This window comes from Pseudomonas sp. GW821-FHT02C04, assembly GCF_059421845.1.
Map to the genome: position 1 here is coordinate 731,633 of NZ_JBWKVT010000001.1, position 15,564 is coordinate 747,196.

Genomic DNA, 15,564 nt, shown 5'->3' on the forward strand with positions numbered 1-15,564 from the left:
CAGGTAAAACTCCAGTTCCCACACATTTCGAAGGCGTCGCTAAGCTGGAGGAAATGTGTTCAGCAAGAAGCTAGGAGTAATTCATGGATAGCAATCGGGCGATTGAACTGGGTGCAAAGGTCATAGAAATACAGACGTTAATGATCGCGTATGCCACCGATGGTCGAACCTCTGCTCAGCCTGCCGAATACCGGGAACTCTATGCGGAGGTGACAATTGATCTAGAGGACGCGAAATATGCGAATCCTAACCCGCACAAATCGCTCGAAGTCTTCATGGCATTTTGCAAGCTTCAGGAAATGAGCACCTATGCTAACCGACGCGTTTACGTGCAGGAGCTCTACGCCGACATTTTGCTTGACCTCAAGCGGATACAACGACACGCTCCGTCATCCAGGAATTGGAGTAAGGCAAATGAAGCGTTGGCTGATGAGTTGACGCCAATCCGTGCGCAATGGCTAAAAGCGAAGAATTTCATTTATTCAGCAACGCCTGACTTCGAAAACTCCATAAAGGAGTCAATCAGCTCTGTTGAGTCAAGCCTCATGGTGCTGCTGAACGAGCCAAACGGAACGCTCGGCAAGATCATTAAACAAGCCAATCTCGACGCAGATATTGGACGCTTGATCACCCAAGCCTATGGCTATGCGAGTAATAAAGATTTCGTTAGGCACGGCGGCACCGTCGAGTCAGCTCTTTCGAAGGCAGAAGCAGAGTTTTTTCTAGAGTTCGCTGCAACATCTATCGTCTATATTACCAATCGTTTGAAAAACATAACTCCTCGATCGCCTTCAAAGTCGTAGGCACATCTAAATGGCCGAAAGATGTCAATTCTACTGCGTAAGCGCGGCCGTTAAATTGTCGGAGCGCGGTTCGATTTACCCCTCAATTGAGTGATATCATTGCGCCACAGTCCGGAGAGGTCAGATCTAATGTTCAAAGCTTTTTTCCTTATAACGTTTCTTATCGGTACTATCGCGGGAATTACCTATCTGCTACGCGAAAAAAATGGCAGCGATATTCGGGTGGTATGGTACTTGTCTTCATTGACCATAATGATCACGTTTGGTGTGGCCTGGATAGCGATTAGTGCAGGGGCTATTAAAGATGGTCAATTCATCGGTGAATATGGCGCTTGGCTTAATAGTTTCATCGGCTTCATGCTCGACATTGAAAAGGATTTCTTGATTGTGACAGGCGTTGCTAGTTTGATTATGGTTCCTCAGTTCGCGTGTTACATCCTCAGCGGACTATCAGGTAATGCGAAATCCCCAATGCTGATGAATGCAAGTTTGTCCTTTTTAGTCTGGGGCATCATCAAGTCGCTGGTCGTATGCGCTTCGATTCTCGTTTCCTTAGGGGCGTTGTGTCTGATTGGTTATCTACCGGAATCTGGTCATACCAGCTGGTTTTTCGTCGGCACAGGGCTGTACTCTCTGTTGCTGGCATTCAGCATTATCTTTTTTTATCGCGAAGGTGAGCAGCTAGCTCGCTACGTGGGGCAGCATGTGCCTTGTCTGAAAGCCGTGCATATATGGTTTACCCGAAAAGAGAAAGCATCAGGCTCGGAAGAAGGGACCAATGACGTTGATTTACTGGAGCTGTCTCAAACACTGTTGAGTGTGACGTCCGAAATCCACCGAGCCGCGGGCAACTACGAGGCACGGAAGTCCCCAAGTACTGAAGGTTCGCGCACATAATGAGTAAAGGTTAGGAATCAACAGGTTGTCCGGTAAAAGTATTCGACGCGGCGAACTCCAGAAACGTACCGCGTCTATCGTAAATAATGCGGATACCAGGGCATCCGAGCAGCGTGTACTTGATTATTGGTTTTGGTAATGACGTCTCCGACATCTGAATTTTCAAGCTAAGTGAGAGTGCCAACTTACATCGACTTGACCGAGACCACTTCCACAAATCTGAATTTTTTTCTGGCCGTCTTAGTAGCTTCTTGTTCTGCAACTAGAGAGCTCAGCGTATCTGCCTCATGTATCATTTCGTGCATCTCACCTTCAAATTCATTTCCCACACGGAGCGTCACCCTCAACCTAGGTGTGAAGCCTTTTGAGACTGTCTTTTTCGTCGCTGCCTTCACCGGTTGTATGATCACAACATCCGGGACTGTGTCTTGCACGTCTGAGTTAATTGCCGGTGCAGAAGGCTCAGAATCACCGAATAGCGCCCGGCGCATCTCATCTTCCATCAATTCTGTATTCATACCATTTCTCAGAAGGGTGTTATCTATAACCTGAACGATTCTATCAGGATGGCCGGACTCTGTTGTAAAGCGTCGCTGGGGTGAGACCTCATGTAATAAAGGGCCAGCAGATTCCGGCGAACGTCAGCGTCTGTCCATTTGCCGCCCATCATGGCGGGCAGATGTCGGCCAGGAGCAGTCATTGCACAACGAGAGCCTAGTTGATCCATCGACACTCTTGTGAGACGTTGAGGTGACTCTAATTTTCCAGGGAAGACCATGGACGTTCGATCGACGGAAACAAAAGATTGGATGCGATTAAAGCAAGTCCGACTCGCTGCGCTTTTGGACACGCCAACGGCGTTTGGTGTGAGTTATCAGACTGCCGCCGCATACAATGACGAACAGTGGAAAGAAAGAGCCTCATCAGCCGGAACAGAATTCTGGCTGGCCTTCGAGCAAGACAGACCTATAGGAATGATCGGGGCCGCAGTCAGTCGTGCGAATCGCTTTAACTTGATCGGGATGTGGGTTGAACCTGCTGCACGGGGCTATGGCGCGGCAACTCAGCTGGTAGAAGCCGTAAAAGCTCGTGCGACGGGGAAAGGCTTTGATCGCGTTTTTCTGGACGTCTCTCCCGACAATTCAAGAGCCTCGAATTTCTATCTGAAGCAGGGTTTTGCTTTCTTGGATGAATGGGAACCGTTAGAAAGTCATCCGCATATTACGGTTCAGACAATGCTCTGGATCGGAAACTGATTCACAGAGTTCCTTACTAGCGGGGTGTCCGCTATGGGTCGATTGCTGCTGTTCGCCACTGGCGGCTTTTGGTCGATTGTTGCCTGTCGAGACCGGCTGAAAACGGCCAGTAGCAGAAATTCAGCATGGTTACGTTTTCTCCCGATAGTGAAGGCCAACTGCAAGCGACCGCATTTCCAAATGCAATTCGAAATTTCCATTTATGCCTAAACAGTCCTTTCTCCTCTGCTTGTGCACTATTACCGATTTCCTTCGCTTCGCCCCAGTTTTCAGGGACTTTAAATATTACAAATACGTCCTGATTTTTTGACAGCCTTCCCCCGCTTTCTATAGTCAGTTCGCGACCTGCGGGAAGGAATCTCACGCCGTCAGAATGAGCATGGAGTTCGGGCGATTTGTCTCTTTGAGCGTGGATTTTTTTTCACTAGTGAGTACGTAGGTCACAACGCGAAACGTTGTTTTCTCCCGGCGAACGCCAGGGAAATCACTATGAAAAAGGAGCTTCACAATGTCTCAATCCGATATCTGGTCCGGCACAGTCGATGCAAAGCTGGAGAGCGGCACAAAGACAGGTTTCAAGGTCAAGAAGGGAGACGTGATTACGATTATCGGCTCGGGATGGGTAGAGCGTGGCTCAGGAAGGGCCTACGGTCCTCAAGGGGATGAGAGTCTCGTTGGTTCGTACAAGCCTGCCGGATTGGTCTATCCGGATGGACTTGTCGGTGCGCTCCTGATGAAAATCGGCGATGACTATCTCACCCCGATCAATAACGGCGTGTTCCGCTGGACAGTGCCGACCGACGGAGAGCTCACCTTTCTCATCAATGATCTGGCGGGCGATTACGGGAACAACAGCGGCTCATTCAACGTCAGCGTCGAGAAGAAAACGATCAACACCGAGCCGACAGCCGATGTGCTCAAATATGGCGACAAAGTCCGCTTTCTCAACGGTTATGCCAATTGGAACGGCGGCTATCTCTCTGTGTATGACAGTTCCAAAGAGGTGGGTGCCAAGTACAATGTTGTGTCCGTTCTATCACCTGAAAAAGAAGGCCCCATCGACACCTGGTTGATCGGATCCGCAACGGGTAAGCCAGACGGTGACAGGGTGCGCTCCGGAGATACCATCAGGCTATTGAATCTGTACGGAGACGGCCCGGGATACAGCGACAAAAACGGTGGCGGCTACCTCGACACGAACAATCACGCCGCTGCACCTGAGCTTTACAATGTCTCCACTGCGGAAAAAGCGGACCGCGGCGTTGAAAAAACCGGTCAAAAAACTCTCGATTGGGTCGTCATATACGGTGCTGTCGGCTCACAGATCCATATCGGGGACCCGGTCAGCCTCCGGAACGAATACAACAATTCTCAAGGTGGATACCTGGATACCTGTAATCACTTCGCAGGAAGAAAGACCCTTGGTTATCACGTCTACACAAACCGCTCGCCGAACAGGGCCGGTGTCGGCACCGGAAGCTGGAAAGTCCTGAGGGCCATCACCTCGGGTCCTAACGCTCGATAGACAGTGCTCTTGTTACCGAGAGTCGGGATTGCAACGCCCTGTCAGAAGGGCTAATTCAAACGGCCCCTGGTTACAAGGGGTCAACTCACCTAGCGATGCTAACTATGGTCAAATCTATCAAAAATAGAGCGTACCGCAAGTCCGCTTATGGCCGATAGCGGTCAGTCAGGTGTCATCAATACGGCCAGGGTCATCTTGATGAACTCCTCATTCCGATCGATTGCGCGTAGAGATTCGCGAACGTTTTCCGCGACGTCGGCTGATCCGCGCTGCTCCACCCAGATAGTGAGCTCCATGATGGCGGCTTCTAAGGCGAGCTGGTTTTCGTTGATTTTGAAGAGCAGGGAAGGGAGTAGATCAGAGTTGGACATTGCGGTTTCCTCCGTGGTCGAAACCAGAGTAGCAGGGGGGAGTTTTCTGTTGGCAGAACGCCGGAGATAGGGAAAGTTTTGTAACGCGTTGCAAAAAGTTTTGTAACGACTTGGGTTGGCTGGAAAGAAGTTCAAGCGCCAGAAACGACAAAGCCCTGAATAATCAGGGCTTTGTCGTATCAAATATGGCGGAGGCGATGGGATTCGAACTCATGGACCTGTTACAGTCGACGGTTTTCAAGACCGTTGCCTTAAACCACTCGGCCACACCTCCGTTGCGTTGCGGGCGCCATAATACCTGAATGAAACACACTGTCAAACTCTGTGCATGGCTTGTTACAGAGCGTCTGTTATGATCTTTGCGACTGAACGTTTCAAACCAACAGGAGTGTCGCCATGCGCGAACAGGATTACGCAGTTCACAACAGCGTGCAGGCTGAGCAGCTAGAGGTTAGCCGCGTCCTGCGCAACACTTATGGCCTACTGGCGCTGACCCTTGCATTCAGCGGCGTGATGGCTTTCGTAGCTCAGCAGATGCGTGTTGGCTACCCGAACATTTTCGTGGTGCTGATCGGCTTCTACGGGCTGTTTTTCCTCACCAACAAACTCCGTGATTCGGCCTGGGGCCTGGTGTCCGCGTTTGCCCTGACCGGTTTCATGGGTTTCCTGCTCGGCCCGATCCTCAACCGTTACCTGGGCATGCAGGGCGGCGCTGAAGTGGTCAGCTCGGCGTTCGCGATGACTGCACTGGTCTTCGGTGGTCTGTCGGCCTACGTATTGATCACCCGCAAGGACATGAGCTTCCTCGGTGGTTTCATCACCGCCGGTTTCTTCGTGTTGCTGGGTGCCACTCTGGCGGGCATGTTCTTCCAGATCAGCGGCCTGCAACTGGCGATCAGCGCAGGTTTCGTGCTGTTCTCGTCGGTCTGCATCCTGTTCCAGACCAGCGCCATCATCCACGGCGGCGAGCGCAACTACATCATGGCGACCATCAGCCTGTATGTATCGATCTACAACCTGTTCATCAGCCTGTTGCAGATCTTCGGCATCATGAGCCGCGACGATTGATTTGTTGAATCGGCGTTAACGAAAAACCCGCGAAAGCGGGTTTTTTGTTGCCTGCGAAAAAGGGAGCAGACGATCAATTGATCTCGATGCTGCCATCGGCCTTTTGTTTGTAGATCGTATAGGGCAACAGCAATGTATCGAGCACTCCCGACACGGCCGCATCGACCAGCAGACCCGGTGTCGCGTTCTTGTAGTCGAACGCATCGACGTCATCCGGCTTTTCGGCGTGCAGCATGCAGAAGTCGTACGTCACGCCACTGTAGATGCGCGGTACGGCGCCGCAGTAAGATTTTTTAGCCTTCAACTGGTCGGTAGAAAACTTGTCACTGAACGCCACGGTCTGCACCGTCCCGCACCCAGCCAGCATCAACGCCGCCAGCATCATTGCCTGAATTTTCATGCCGCCAATCCTTCGCCGGAAAAAACTCAATCTACGCCGCTCACGCCATGGGAGGCAATCGACGTTTCACCGGGCTCTTCTTGACGATCGCGGTATTGGTTTCCGCCAGTGTGTTCAGCCGGTCGAGCAGGGTGTCCAGTTGCTCCATCGAACGCACATGCAGACGGGCGATAAAACAGTCCTCGCCGGTGACCTTGTCGCACTCGGTGAACTCGGGAATCGACATAATTTGCCGCTCCACCTCCTGCAACTGCCCCGGCAACGGCCGCACCCGGACAATGGCCTGCAACTGGTAGCCGAAGCACTTAGGATCGATCTCCACGGTGTAGCCCTTGAGCACGCCGCGCTCTTCAAGGCGCCGCAAGCGCTCGGCCACGCTCGGCGAAGACAATCCACTGATTTGCGCCAGCGCCTTGAGCGAACGCCGGGAATCTTCCATCAAGGCCCCGATCAGGATCTGGTCGATATCGTCGGTCATACAAAAATCTCCCGCATTAGGCGAATGACGCAAATTACCCTTGATAAAAAAGGCAGAAATCGAGTTTAGCCTGCTTTTTGCGCTGGAGAAGCCCCGGTCTCGCTTGGCATACTTTTGCCACACATTAAGGAGATTGATGATGGACAACCCAATCCGTCGCGGCTCATTTGAAATGACCGCTGCCATGCTGATATCCGGGACGATCGGCTGGTTCGTGCTGGTATCAGGCCAACCGGTGCTGGACGTGGTGTTCTGGCGCTGCGTGTTCGGCGCCGGCACCTTGCTGCTGATCTGCGCCGCGTTCGGCTTCTTGCGTCCGGGGATTCTGACGCGCACCACGTTCCTGCTGGCGGTGCTCAGTGGCATGGCGATCGTCGGCAACTGGGTGTTGCTGTTCGCCTCCTATTCCCGGGCGTCGATTGCCATCGGCACGGCGGTGTACAACGTGCAGCCGTTCATGCTGGTGGGATTGGCCGCGCTGTTTCTTGGCGAGAAGATCACCCTGCAAAAGCTGTTTTGGCTGGGGATTTCATTTATGGGAATGCTGGCCATCGTCAGTGCTCACGGCGGGCAGGGCGAGGGCGGCAATGATTACCTGACGGGGATCGCGCTGGCACTGGGGGCGGCGTTTCTGTACGCCATCGCCGCGTTGATCATCAAGCGCCTGACCGGCACGCCGCCACACTTGATCGCGTTGATCCAGGTCTGCACCGGGGTGTTGATGCTGGCCCCGTTCGCTCACTTCAGCGCGCTGCCGCAACCGCCCAGTGCCTGGGCCAGTCTGGTGACGCTGGGCATCGTTCACACGGGCCTGATGTATGTGCTGCTCTACGGCGCGATCCAGAAACTGCCGACCGCACTGACTGGCGCACTGTCGTTCATCTATCCGATTGCGGCGATTTTTGTTGACTGGTTTGCCTTCGGCCATCAACTGCAAACCCTGCAATGGGTAGGCGTGGCGGCCATCCTGCTGGCTGCCGCCGGGATGCAACAGGGCTGGGGTTTCAAGTCGCGACGGTTGGCGGCGCAGTAACCTCAGATGTTCCAGCGCGGCGCGGTTTTCGCCAGGCGCTGGCGCATTTCGCCGATGTTGGACGCCAGTTGCCGGGTCAGTAGACGGTAACCGTCCAACGGGCTGTAGACCGGGTCGTCGAGGCTGGCGTCCGGTAATTCCACCGGGCGCCCGAGACGCTGGGTTGCACCGGTTTTCAGGGCCCGGGCCATGCCGATCAGTTGCACGCGAATCTGCCGGTGCTCGGCCTTCAATGCCGATTGCAGATGCGCCATCGCTTCAGGATCGTTGGTGTCCGGCCGGGTATTGCCGAGGATTTCCAGGGTGCTGATGCACATGCGCAGGTTGCGCTGGATCGCATCCAGTTCGGTCATCGAGACCTTCACTTCCTTGGACACCGACGGCATCAGTGAGCGCAGTTGCACCATCACCGTGTTCAGCCGGCCCATCAGTTTCAAGTGTTCATCGGCCGAGACCGGTTCACCGCTGATGATCCGCCCGTACACCGTGGCGCAATCGCGCAATGCGTCGGCCAGGTTGTAGCGCCACGAGTACACCGCATACAGCGGCAAGGCGAAGGAAAAGGCCAGGGCCAGGGCGATACCGATCAGGATATCGACCCCGCGCCACAGCCCGTCGGTGATCGGGTTGTCGCCATGCCCGGCGACGATGAACACGGTGATGGCCGATAGCAGGGCGGTGTAGCCGCCCTTGCCGATGGCGTGATACGAGAAGAATCCGCACACCACCGCCATCGCAAAATAGGTCAGCCACGGCAGACCGAGCCATGCCTGTTGCGCCACCAACAACAGGCCGACGCCGGCACCGATCAAGGTGCCGGTGGCGCGCTCGGCGGCTTTCTTGCCGATATTGCCGTGATGCTGCAAGCCGCCGATCACTACCAGCATGGTCACCGACGCCCACTCGCCGTGGGGCAGGTTGATGCCGGTGGTCAACAGAATCGTCGCCAGCAACCCCAGCGCCACCCGCACCGCATGAATCAACCGCGCGTGTCGGTAGCGACGGTACGGGTCCAGCAATGGCCGCAGAATTCGCCGCAACAGCGGCGGCCAGCGGTGGGGGCTGAAAGTGCTCAGCGGTGATTCCTCCTTAAAAGATGTAATCGGTCGCGATGAAGTTTGAATCCCGTCCGCGAATGATTTCGCTGATCAGATCCTTGTTGGGTTCCTGGAACTTGGTCGCCACCAGTGTACGGATCGAAAACACCCGCAGCGCATCGTGTACCGACAGCGTGCCTTCGGCGGAGTTCTTGCGCCCGTTGAACGGGTAGGTGTCCGGGCCGCGCTGGCACTGGGCGTTGAGGTTGATACGCCCGACCTGGTTGGCGAAGGTGTCCACCAATCGGCCGACCGCCACCGGGTTGGTGCCGAAGATGCTCAGTTGCTGGCCGAAGTCCGATTCCAGCACGTAGTCGATCACGGTATCGAGGTGACGGTACGGCACGATCGGCACCACCGGGCCGAACTGCTCTTCCTGATAGACGCGCATCTGTGGCGTCACCGGGTACAGCACTGCTGGATAGAAGAACGACTCTCGCGACTCGCCGCCATTCGGGTTGACCACTTGGGCGCCTTTGCTCTGCGCGTCAGCCACCAGGCCGTGCAGGTAGTCGACCTTGCCCGACTCCGGCAGCGGCGTCAGCGAAACCCCGCTGTCCCACGGCATGCCCGGTTTGAGACTGGCCAGTTTGGCGTTGAATTTCTCGATGAAGCTATCCACCACATCTTCATGCACGAACAGGATCTTCAGCGCGGTGCAACGCTGGCCGTTGAACGACAGCGAACCGGTAACCGCTTCGCTCACCGCGTTATCCAGATCGACCTCGGGCAGAACGATGCCAGGGTTCTTCGCATCCAGCCCCAACGCGGCGCGCAACCGGTGTGGTTTCGGATGCAGTTTCTTCAGGTCGCTGGCGGCCTTGTTGGTGCCGATGAAGGCGAAGATGTCGATCTTGCCGCTGGCCATCAGCGCGCTGACGGTCTCGCGGCCGCTGCCGTAGATCACGTTGATCACGCCGGTCGGGAAGCTGTCGCGGAAAGCTTCGAGCAATGGACGGATCAGCAGCACGCCGAGCTTGGCCGGTTTGAACACCACGGTGTTGCCCATGATCAGCGCCGGAATCAGCGTGGTGAACGTTTCGTTCAACGGATAGTTGTAAGGCCCCATGCACAGCGCCACGCCAAGCGGTACGCGGCGGATCTGGCCGAGGGTGTCCTGTTCCAGCTCGAAACGGCTGGAGCGGCGGTCGAGTTCTTTCAGCGCGTTGATGGTGTCGACGATGTAGTCGCAGGTGCGGTCGAACTCCTTTTCCGAGTCCTTCAGGTTCTTGCCGATTTCCCACATCAGCAGTTTCACCACGGCGTCGCGCTGTTGGCGCATGCGCCCGAGGAAGGCTTCGACATGCTGGATACGTTCGGCCACGCGCATGGTCGGCCACAGGCCCTGGCCCCGGTCGTAGGCGCGCACGGCGGCATCGAGGGCGGTGAGGGCGGTCTCGGCGTCCAGCAGCGGCGTGCTGCCGAGGATCACTTGTTCGTCGCCGTTGTCACCCTTCAGATAGACCGGGCTGCGCACGGTAGCGAGCGGGCCGTCCCAGCGGCGCAACTGGCCATCGACCAGGTATTCGCGTTGCTCGACCTGACCGTCGAGACGGTATTTTTCCGGGATGTCGCTGACAGAAGGGAACAGATTGCCAAGGATGTTTGCTGTGGTCATGTCGCTACCCTGCTTGCCAATTGAAAAAGTCTGTACAGGTTATACGCCTGAATGCGCTGAAATTTAAACCCGCAAATGTCACCCGAATGTCACTCAAAGGCGCAGGGCAGAGGGCTCAGCAAGATTCCCACCTTTTATTCGATCTCGAGTCGCATCCCGACTGTCCCCGTTTGCCCCCTTCACTGGCCCGCAATGCCCTCAACCCGCCGCCGTCGCTGCCTTAAGGTGTGATCACAACAATAAGTGGCACCCCACGCGAGGATCGTTATGCGGGCATCCCGAATCACGTTGCTGCTGATGCTGGTCACTGCGCTGGCCGGCTGCGGCGAAGACCCCAAACCCCCGGCCAGCACCCACAACGCCATGCCCAAAGACCCGGCGCTGGCGCAGATCTACGCCAACAGTTGCCAGCTCTGTCACGCCAACCCTGCCGCGAATGCGCCGCTGACCGGCGACCGCAAGGCCTGGGAGCCGCGCATCCAGCAGGGCGCCGACACGCTGCTCGACCACGCCATCAACGGCTACAACGGCATGCCGCCGATGGGCCAGTGCGTCGAGTGCTCGGAAGAACAATTCCTTCAGTTGATCGGCTTCATGGCCGACCAGCCGCTCCCACAATAAGGATCCTGGCATGCCGATAGATCTGACACGCCGGCAGTTGTTGCAACGGGCAAGCATCGTCGGGGCGTTCAGCGCGCTGGCCTCCAATCCGGCGCTGGGCCAGTTGATGCGCGCGCCCCGGCTGATTCCCTGGCGCAACTGGTCGGGCGGGCAGAGTTGCCTGCCGGCGGCGCGGGTGGCGCCGAAGAATCTGGATGAACTGACGACAGTGATCCAGCAGGCACCGGGCAAGATTCGCCCGGTCGGCTCGGCGCATTCCTTCAGCGCGTTGGTGCCTACCGACGGCACGCTGTTGTCGCTGAGCTACTTCAACGGTCTGCTCGATCACGACCCGAAAACCCTGCAAGCGGAATTCGCCGCCGGCACGCCGATGTCGCGCATGGGCACGCCGCTCAAGGACATCGGCCAGGCCCTGCAAAACATGGCCGACATCGACTACCAGACCCTCGCCGGGGCGATTTCCACCTCGACTCACGGCACCGGTAAAACCTTCCAGTCCTATTCCGCTCACGTCTGCGGGATGCAACTAGTGACCGCCAGTGGCGAGGTGCTGGATTGCGACAGTCAGCGTCATCCCGACGTGTTCAACGCCGCCCGTGTGTCCCTTGGCGCGCTGGGTGTGGCCACCAAAATTCGCCTGCAAAACCGTCCGGCCTATCGCCTGCGGGAAACCCAGTGGATCGCCAAGACCGAAGAACTGCTGGAAGACATCGACAAGAACACCCGCGAAAACCAGCACTGGGAAATGCTCGTCGTCACCCATTCCGACTACGCCTTGTCGATCGCCCTCAACGAAACCACCGACCCGCCCACGCCACCGATCCCGCCTGAAGAGGAGGGCGGCAACGAGTTCGTGACCCTGATCGAGAAAATCGACAAGTACGGCAGCGACTTCCCGAACCTGCGCAGTTCGCTGCTCAACAGCCTGCGGCATCTGGCGAGTTTCGATGACCGGGTCGGCGATTCGTTCGACATCTACGCCAACGTGCGCACCGTGCGCTTCAACGAGATGGAATACTCGGTACCCGCTGAACACGGCCCGGCCTGCCTGCGCGAGATTCTCAAGCTGATCCGCGACAAGGACCTGCGCACCTGGTTTCCCATCGAGTACCGCTACGTGAAGGCCGACGACATTCCGCTGAGCATGTTCGAGGGCCGCGACAGTTGTTCGATCTCGGTCCACCAACATTACCAGATGGATCACCACAACTTCTTTGCCGCCGTCGAGCCGATCTTCTGGAAGTACAACGGCCGCCCGCACTGGGGCAAATTGCACACGCTCAACGCCCGCACATTGCAGACGCTGTACCCGCGTTGGCAGGAATTCATTCAGGTACGCCAGGCGCTGGACCCGAGCGGCAAGTTCCTCAACGGGCATCTGTCGTCGATTCTGGGGGTGAGCTGATGGCGGTCAATCGACGTAATTTCGTGCTCGGGACTTTGGGTGTGGGTGCCTTGCTGGTGGGCGTGGGGGCGTGGCTGCGGCCCGGGGATCGCGGCGGGCCCTACAGCGAATATTTCCGGGCGCTAAACAATGAGCTCAAGGCAAAAGGCCCGATGCGCCCGGTGTTGCTGATCGATCTGGATCGGCTGGATCACAACATCGATGTGGTGATGCGCTCGGTCAAACGCACCGGCAAACACCTGCGGTTGGTGGAGAAGTCGTTGCCGTCGCCGGGGCTGCTCAGCTACATCGGTCAAAGGGCAGGGACGCAGCGACTGATGTCGTTTCATCAGCCGTTTCTCAATCACGATGCACAGGTTTACCCGCAGTCCGACATTCTGCTCGGCAAGCCCTTGCCGGTGCGCTCGGCGGAGCTGTTCTACCAGACCCACAAAGGCCCGTTCGACCCGGCGAAGCAACTGCAATGGCTGATCGACAACCCCGAACGCCTGCAGCAATACCTCGCGCTGGCCCAGGGTTTGGGCACGCGGATGCGGATCAACATCGAGCTGGACGTCGGCCTGCACCGTGGCGGCGTCAGTGATCTGAACGTGCTCGGGCAGATGCTCGCGCTGATCGCCGCCAACCCGCAGCACCTGGAGTTCGCCGGGTTCATGGGCTACGACCCGTTCGTGGGCATGGGCGTGCCGGGGATTCTCGGTTCGCCCGAAGAGCTGTTCGCCAAGGTGATGGTGATTTATCAGCGCTGCGTCGACTTCACCCGACAGCAATATCCGGCGCTGTGGCATGACGGCTTATGCCTGAACACCGCCGGCAGTCCGAGTTACCGCATGCACGAAAACGAAAATCTCAGCAGCGAGGTGTCGGTGGGGACGGCGATGCTCAAGCCGACTCATTACGACCTGCCGTCACTGGTTGAGCACGAACCTGCCGCGTACATCGCCACGCCGGTGTTGAAAAGCACTGGGGCCGTGAACATTCCGGCGCTGGACGACAAGTCGAGGCTGTTTTCGTGGTGGGACACCAATCAGCGCCAGACCTTTTTCATCTACGGCGGTAACTGGATGGCCGAGTTCGAATCGCCGCCCGGATTGCAGAGCAATGGCGTTTACGGCCGTAGCTCGAATCAGGAGATGGTCAATGGTTCGAATGCCGTGGGGCTGACGGTGGAGGATCAGGTGTTCCTGCGGCCGACCCAGACCGAGGCGGTGTTGCTGCAGTTTGGTGATTTGTTGGCGGTACGTGGCGGCAAGATTGTCGACAGCTGGCCGGTGTATACATGAGGTTAGTCGGGTTTGAATCCCGGCAGGCCTTGGGATATGCGCCATTCTTTCAGGGTTCTTGTGATTCCCTGTGCAGAATCATCTGCACCGTCATCCGGGTAGAAAATCAGGTCGGAGCCAGCAGGGTGTTCGCAGATTGTATTGAAGTGGTGCACGAGCGAGTTTTCGTCCTCTTCGCTTTCCTCATTCCCCACGATGCGTTGTAGCAACTGGATGAACTCGGCTTCCGTGTAGTCAGTAATGCTGGTTTTGGTGTTCATTACTTCTTCTCCTTATGAATTTCCGCGTGGCGCTTGGGCGTCATCACGGCAAGGTTGTCGACGTCGTAAACGGCGCCACCATTCTGAATATGTTCAATATGATGTATTTCATATCGAGAGTTTTCGCCGTTGTGCTCTGTCCTGGGTGCAAAAGGTGCTCTACCGTTCAAGAGTTTGCCTCTATTGACCGGCTTGAATTGATCGAGGAGCCCGGGATCAAATCCTACAGTCGTCCAAAACGCCTTCCTGAACGCATCGAAATCTCTGAATCGTTGCCCTCTCAACTGATCAGCAATCCGCATCGGTATCGGAACCCCCAACCCATTGCCAGCCCCCGCCAACCAAGTCCCCTCAACATCCTCACCCACCCCCGTCACAACCCCCGGCTCATACCGCGTGCTGAGCACCACATAAATCGGTGCCAGCCCCGCATCCGCCGGAAACCAGACGATCGCGTCGTGATAATCCGGCGGGTACTGCGGATTGACGAGGATGCGGTCGGTCTTCTCGCCCGGCGGATAGACCCAGATCGTCGGCAGCGGCGGGGCGCCTTCCAGGGCTGGGATGGGTGGCGCGTCTTCGGGATTGGCGGCAGGTGTCCAGATCAGGCCGATGCCGTGGCCGAGGTCGGCGACGAAGTGTTCGCCTTCTCGTTGCGCCTTGATGACCGGGACGAACTCCCAATCTTTCTTGCCACCCGTGTAGAAGCCGTAGGCGCTGATTGAACTGTCGGGCAGTGTCTTGGCATTGAAGCGCACACGGGTGCGGCCGCTGGCGAGTAGTGCGTATTGTTCGGTTGTGTAAAAAGCGCTGTCGGACGAGGTATCCGTGTTGGGGATCAACAACGCCAGCGTGCCGACGGTACTGGCGCCGCTCAACAGGCTGAGCCCGAGTGACCCGCCGAGTCGCCAGGCCAGCGCCCGACCGGTTCCGGAGCCTGCCACCCATTTCAATGGCACGCCTTCAGCGCTGATCGGTACCTGACTGCCGAGAACGGCCCACTGACCGTACTCGGCCAAGCGTTCGGTCGGGATGAAACCGGCCGGATTTTTGTGATCTATCACGCCGTCCGAAAGGTTGCAGCTTTTGGCGAACACGCAACCCCGGCCGGGCGCTTGCGGGTGCTGCTCGATCTGGCGCAAGTGCCGGTCCTCATGCGCCTGCTGGCGAGCGATGATTGCTTCGTAGGTCGCTTCTCGGGCTTTGAACGCGGCCAGTCCGGTCGGCGTCATGTCCCGCAGGACGCGCCTGCCGTTTCCGCCACCGGCCATTCCGCCGCGATACTCCCAGACCTGGGGAATGTCCTTGTCCCGCGCCATGGTTGTTTTTCTGCCTGTAACCGAAGATGCGCGAAACCTAACCGGGACGCTCCTGACCTGGCGTTAGGACGTTTCCTAAATGCAGCGCTGAAATTTCCTGTTTCGCGGTGTTGCTGCGACTTCCTCAATC

At 57.0% G+C, this 15,564-nt stretch carries 17 protein-coding genes and 1 tRNA gene; 9 read left to right on the top strand and 9 right to left on the bottom strand.

Translation table 11 applies throughout. From position 1 onward, the window contains the following. Positions 1–83 precede the first annotated feature (83 nt). Both AC07VV_RS03465 and AC07VV_RS03470 read left to right on the top strand, forming a co-directional pair. Positions 84–803: a hypothetical protein gene (locus tag AC07VV_RS03465; protein WP_495035304.1), complete on the top strand. Its 720-nt coding sequence runs from the start codon at positions 84–86 to the stop codon at positions 801–803. A 129-nt stretch (positions 804–932) separates the two neighbouring features. Further along, a complete protein-coding gene (locus AC07VV_RS03470; RefSeq protein ID WP_495035305.1) occupies positions 933–1,700 on the top strand; it encodes a hypothetical protein in 768 nt (255 codons plus the stop codon). 185 nt (positions 1,701–1,885) lie between these two features. Here the strand turns inward: AC07VV_RS03470 and AC07VV_RS03475 are convergent, their stop codons facing one another. Then, on the bottom strand, positions 1,886–2,218 hold the full coding sequence (locus tag AC07VV_RS03475; protein ID WP_495035306.1) for a hypothetical protein: 333 nt from the start codon (positions 2,216–2,218) through the stop codon (positions 1,886–1,888). A gap of 258 nt (positions 2,219–2,476) precedes the next feature. Between AC07VV_RS03475 and AC07VV_RS03480 the strand changes: the two genes are divergently transcribed. Together AC07VV_RS03480 and AC07VV_RS03485 are read left to right on the top strand one after the other, a co-directional pair. Further along, a complete protein-coding gene (locus tag AC07VV_RS03480) occupies positions 2,477–2,956 on the top strand; it encodes a GNAT family N-acetyltransferase (RefSeq protein WP_495035307.1) in 480 nt (159 codons plus the stop codon). A 508-nt stretch (positions 2,957–3,464) separates the two neighbouring features. Further along, positions 3,465–4,481, top strand: a complete 1,017-nt coding sequence (locus tag AC07VV_RS03485; RefSeq protein ID WP_495035308.1) for a LecA/PA-IL family lectin — start codon at positions 3,465–3,467, stop codon at positions 4,479–4,481. 161 nt (positions 4,482–4,642) lie between these two features. On the opposite strand, the gene AC07VV_RS03490 is transcribed toward AC07VV_RS03485, so the two are convergent. Both AC07VV_RS03490 and AC07VV_RS03495 read right to left on the bottom strand, forming a co-directional pair. Then, positions 4,643–4,852, bottom strand: coding sequence for a hypothetical protein (locus tag AC07VV_RS03490; protein WP_495035309.1), 210 nt, complete (start codon positions 4,850–4,852; stop codon positions 4,643–4,645). A 186-nt stretch (positions 4,853–5,038) separates the two neighbouring features. After that, positions 5,039–5,126: transfer RNA gene (locus tag AC07VV_RS03495), tRNA-Ser, on the bottom strand. Positions 5,127–5,248: 122 nt separating this feature from the next. On the opposite strand from AC07VV_RS03495, the gene AC07VV_RS03500 reads away from it, so the two are divergent. Beyond that, positions 5,249–5,920, top strand: a complete 672-nt coding sequence (locus AC07VV_RS03500; protein WP_003224442.1) for a Bax inhibitor-1/YccA family protein — start codon at positions 5,249–5,251, stop codon at positions 5,918–5,920. 73 nt (positions 5,921–5,993) lie between these two features. Here the strand turns inward: AC07VV_RS03500 and AC07VV_RS03505 are convergent, their stop codons facing one another. Both AC07VV_RS03505 and AC07VV_RS03510 read right to left on the bottom strand, forming a co-directional pair. Beyond that, a complete protein-coding gene (locus tag AC07VV_RS03505) occupies positions 5,994–6,320 on the bottom strand; it encodes a YceK/YidQ family lipoprotein (protein ID WP_495035310.1) in 327 nt (108 codons plus the stop codon). Between the two features lie 40 nt (positions 6,321–6,360). Further along, a complete protein-coding gene (locus AC07VV_RS03510) occupies positions 6,361–6,798 on the bottom strand; it encodes an Lrp/AsnC family transcriptional regulator (RefSeq protein WP_495035311.1) in 438 nt (145 codons plus the stop codon). A gap of 139 nt (positions 6,799–6,937) precedes the next feature. Between AC07VV_RS03510 and AC07VV_RS03515 the strand changes: the two genes are divergently transcribed. Continuing rightward, positions 6,938–7,831 carry a DMT family transporter gene (locus AC07VV_RS03515; RefSeq protein ID WP_495035312.1) on the top strand — a complete coding sequence of 298 codons (894 nt, stop codon included), beginning with the start codon at positions 6,938–6,940 and terminating at the stop codon, positions 7,829–7,831. A 2-nt stretch (positions 7,832–7,833) separates the two neighbouring features. On the opposite strand, the gene AC07VV_RS03520 is transcribed toward AC07VV_RS03515, so the two are convergent. After that, on the bottom strand, positions 7,834–8,874 hold the full coding sequence (locus tag AC07VV_RS03520; protein WP_495035928.1) for an FUSC family protein: 1,041 nt from the start codon (positions 8,872–8,874) through the stop codon (positions 7,834–7,836). A 46-nt stretch (positions 8,875–8,920) separates the two neighbouring features. Then, a complete protein-coding gene (locus AC07VV_RS03525; protein ID WP_495035313.1) occupies positions 8,921–10,546 on the bottom strand; it encodes an NADP-dependent glyceraldehyde-3-phosphate dehydrogenase in 1,626 nt (541 codons plus the stop codon). A 267-nt stretch (positions 10,547–10,813) separates the two neighbouring features. Here AC07VV_RS03525 and AC07VV_RS03530 point away from each other — a divergent pair, with 267 nt between their 5' ends. The 3 genes from AC07VV_RS03530 (at position 10,814) to AC07VV_RS03540 (ending at position 13,855) form a co-directional block, all read left to right on the top strand. Continuing rightward, positions 10,814–11,167 (top strand): c-type cytochrome, encoded by a 354-nt coding sequence (locus AC07VV_RS03530; protein WP_192560760.1) that lies wholly within the window; start codon positions 10,814–10,816, stop codon positions 11,165–11,167. Between the two features lie 76 nt (positions 11,168–11,243). Continuing rightward, positions 11,244–12,572: a D-arabinono-1,4-lactone oxidase gene (locus AC07VV_RS03535; protein WP_495035929.1), complete on the top strand. Its 1,329-nt coding sequence runs from the start codon at positions 11,244–11,246 to the stop codon at positions 12,570–12,572. A 74-nt stretch (positions 12,573–12,646) separates the two neighbouring features. Beyond that, the gene (locus AC07VV_RS03540) at positions 12,647–13,855 is read left to right on the top strand and encodes a DSD1 family PLP-dependent enzyme (protein WP_495035930.1); all 1,209 of its coding nucleotides are present in this window, start codon (positions 12,647–12,649) and stop codon (positions 13,853–13,855) included. A gap of 2 nt (positions 13,856–13,857) precedes the next feature. Here the strand turns inward: AC07VV_RS03540 and AC07VV_RS03545 are convergent, their stop codons facing one another. Next, entirely contained in the window at positions 13,858–14,115 is a 258-nt protein-coding gene (locus AC07VV_RS03545; protein WP_495035314.1) for a bacteriocin immunity protein, read from the bottom strand. Next, entirely contained in the window at positions 14,115–15,434 is a 1,320-nt protein-coding gene (locus AC07VV_RS03550) for a pyocin-S2/colicin E7-DNase domain-containing protein (protein ID WP_495035315.1), read from the bottom strand. The genes AC07VV_RS03545 and AC07VV_RS03550 overlap by 1 nt, the downstream gene beginning before the upstream one ends. Positions 15,435–15,564: the final 130 nt, after the last annotated feature.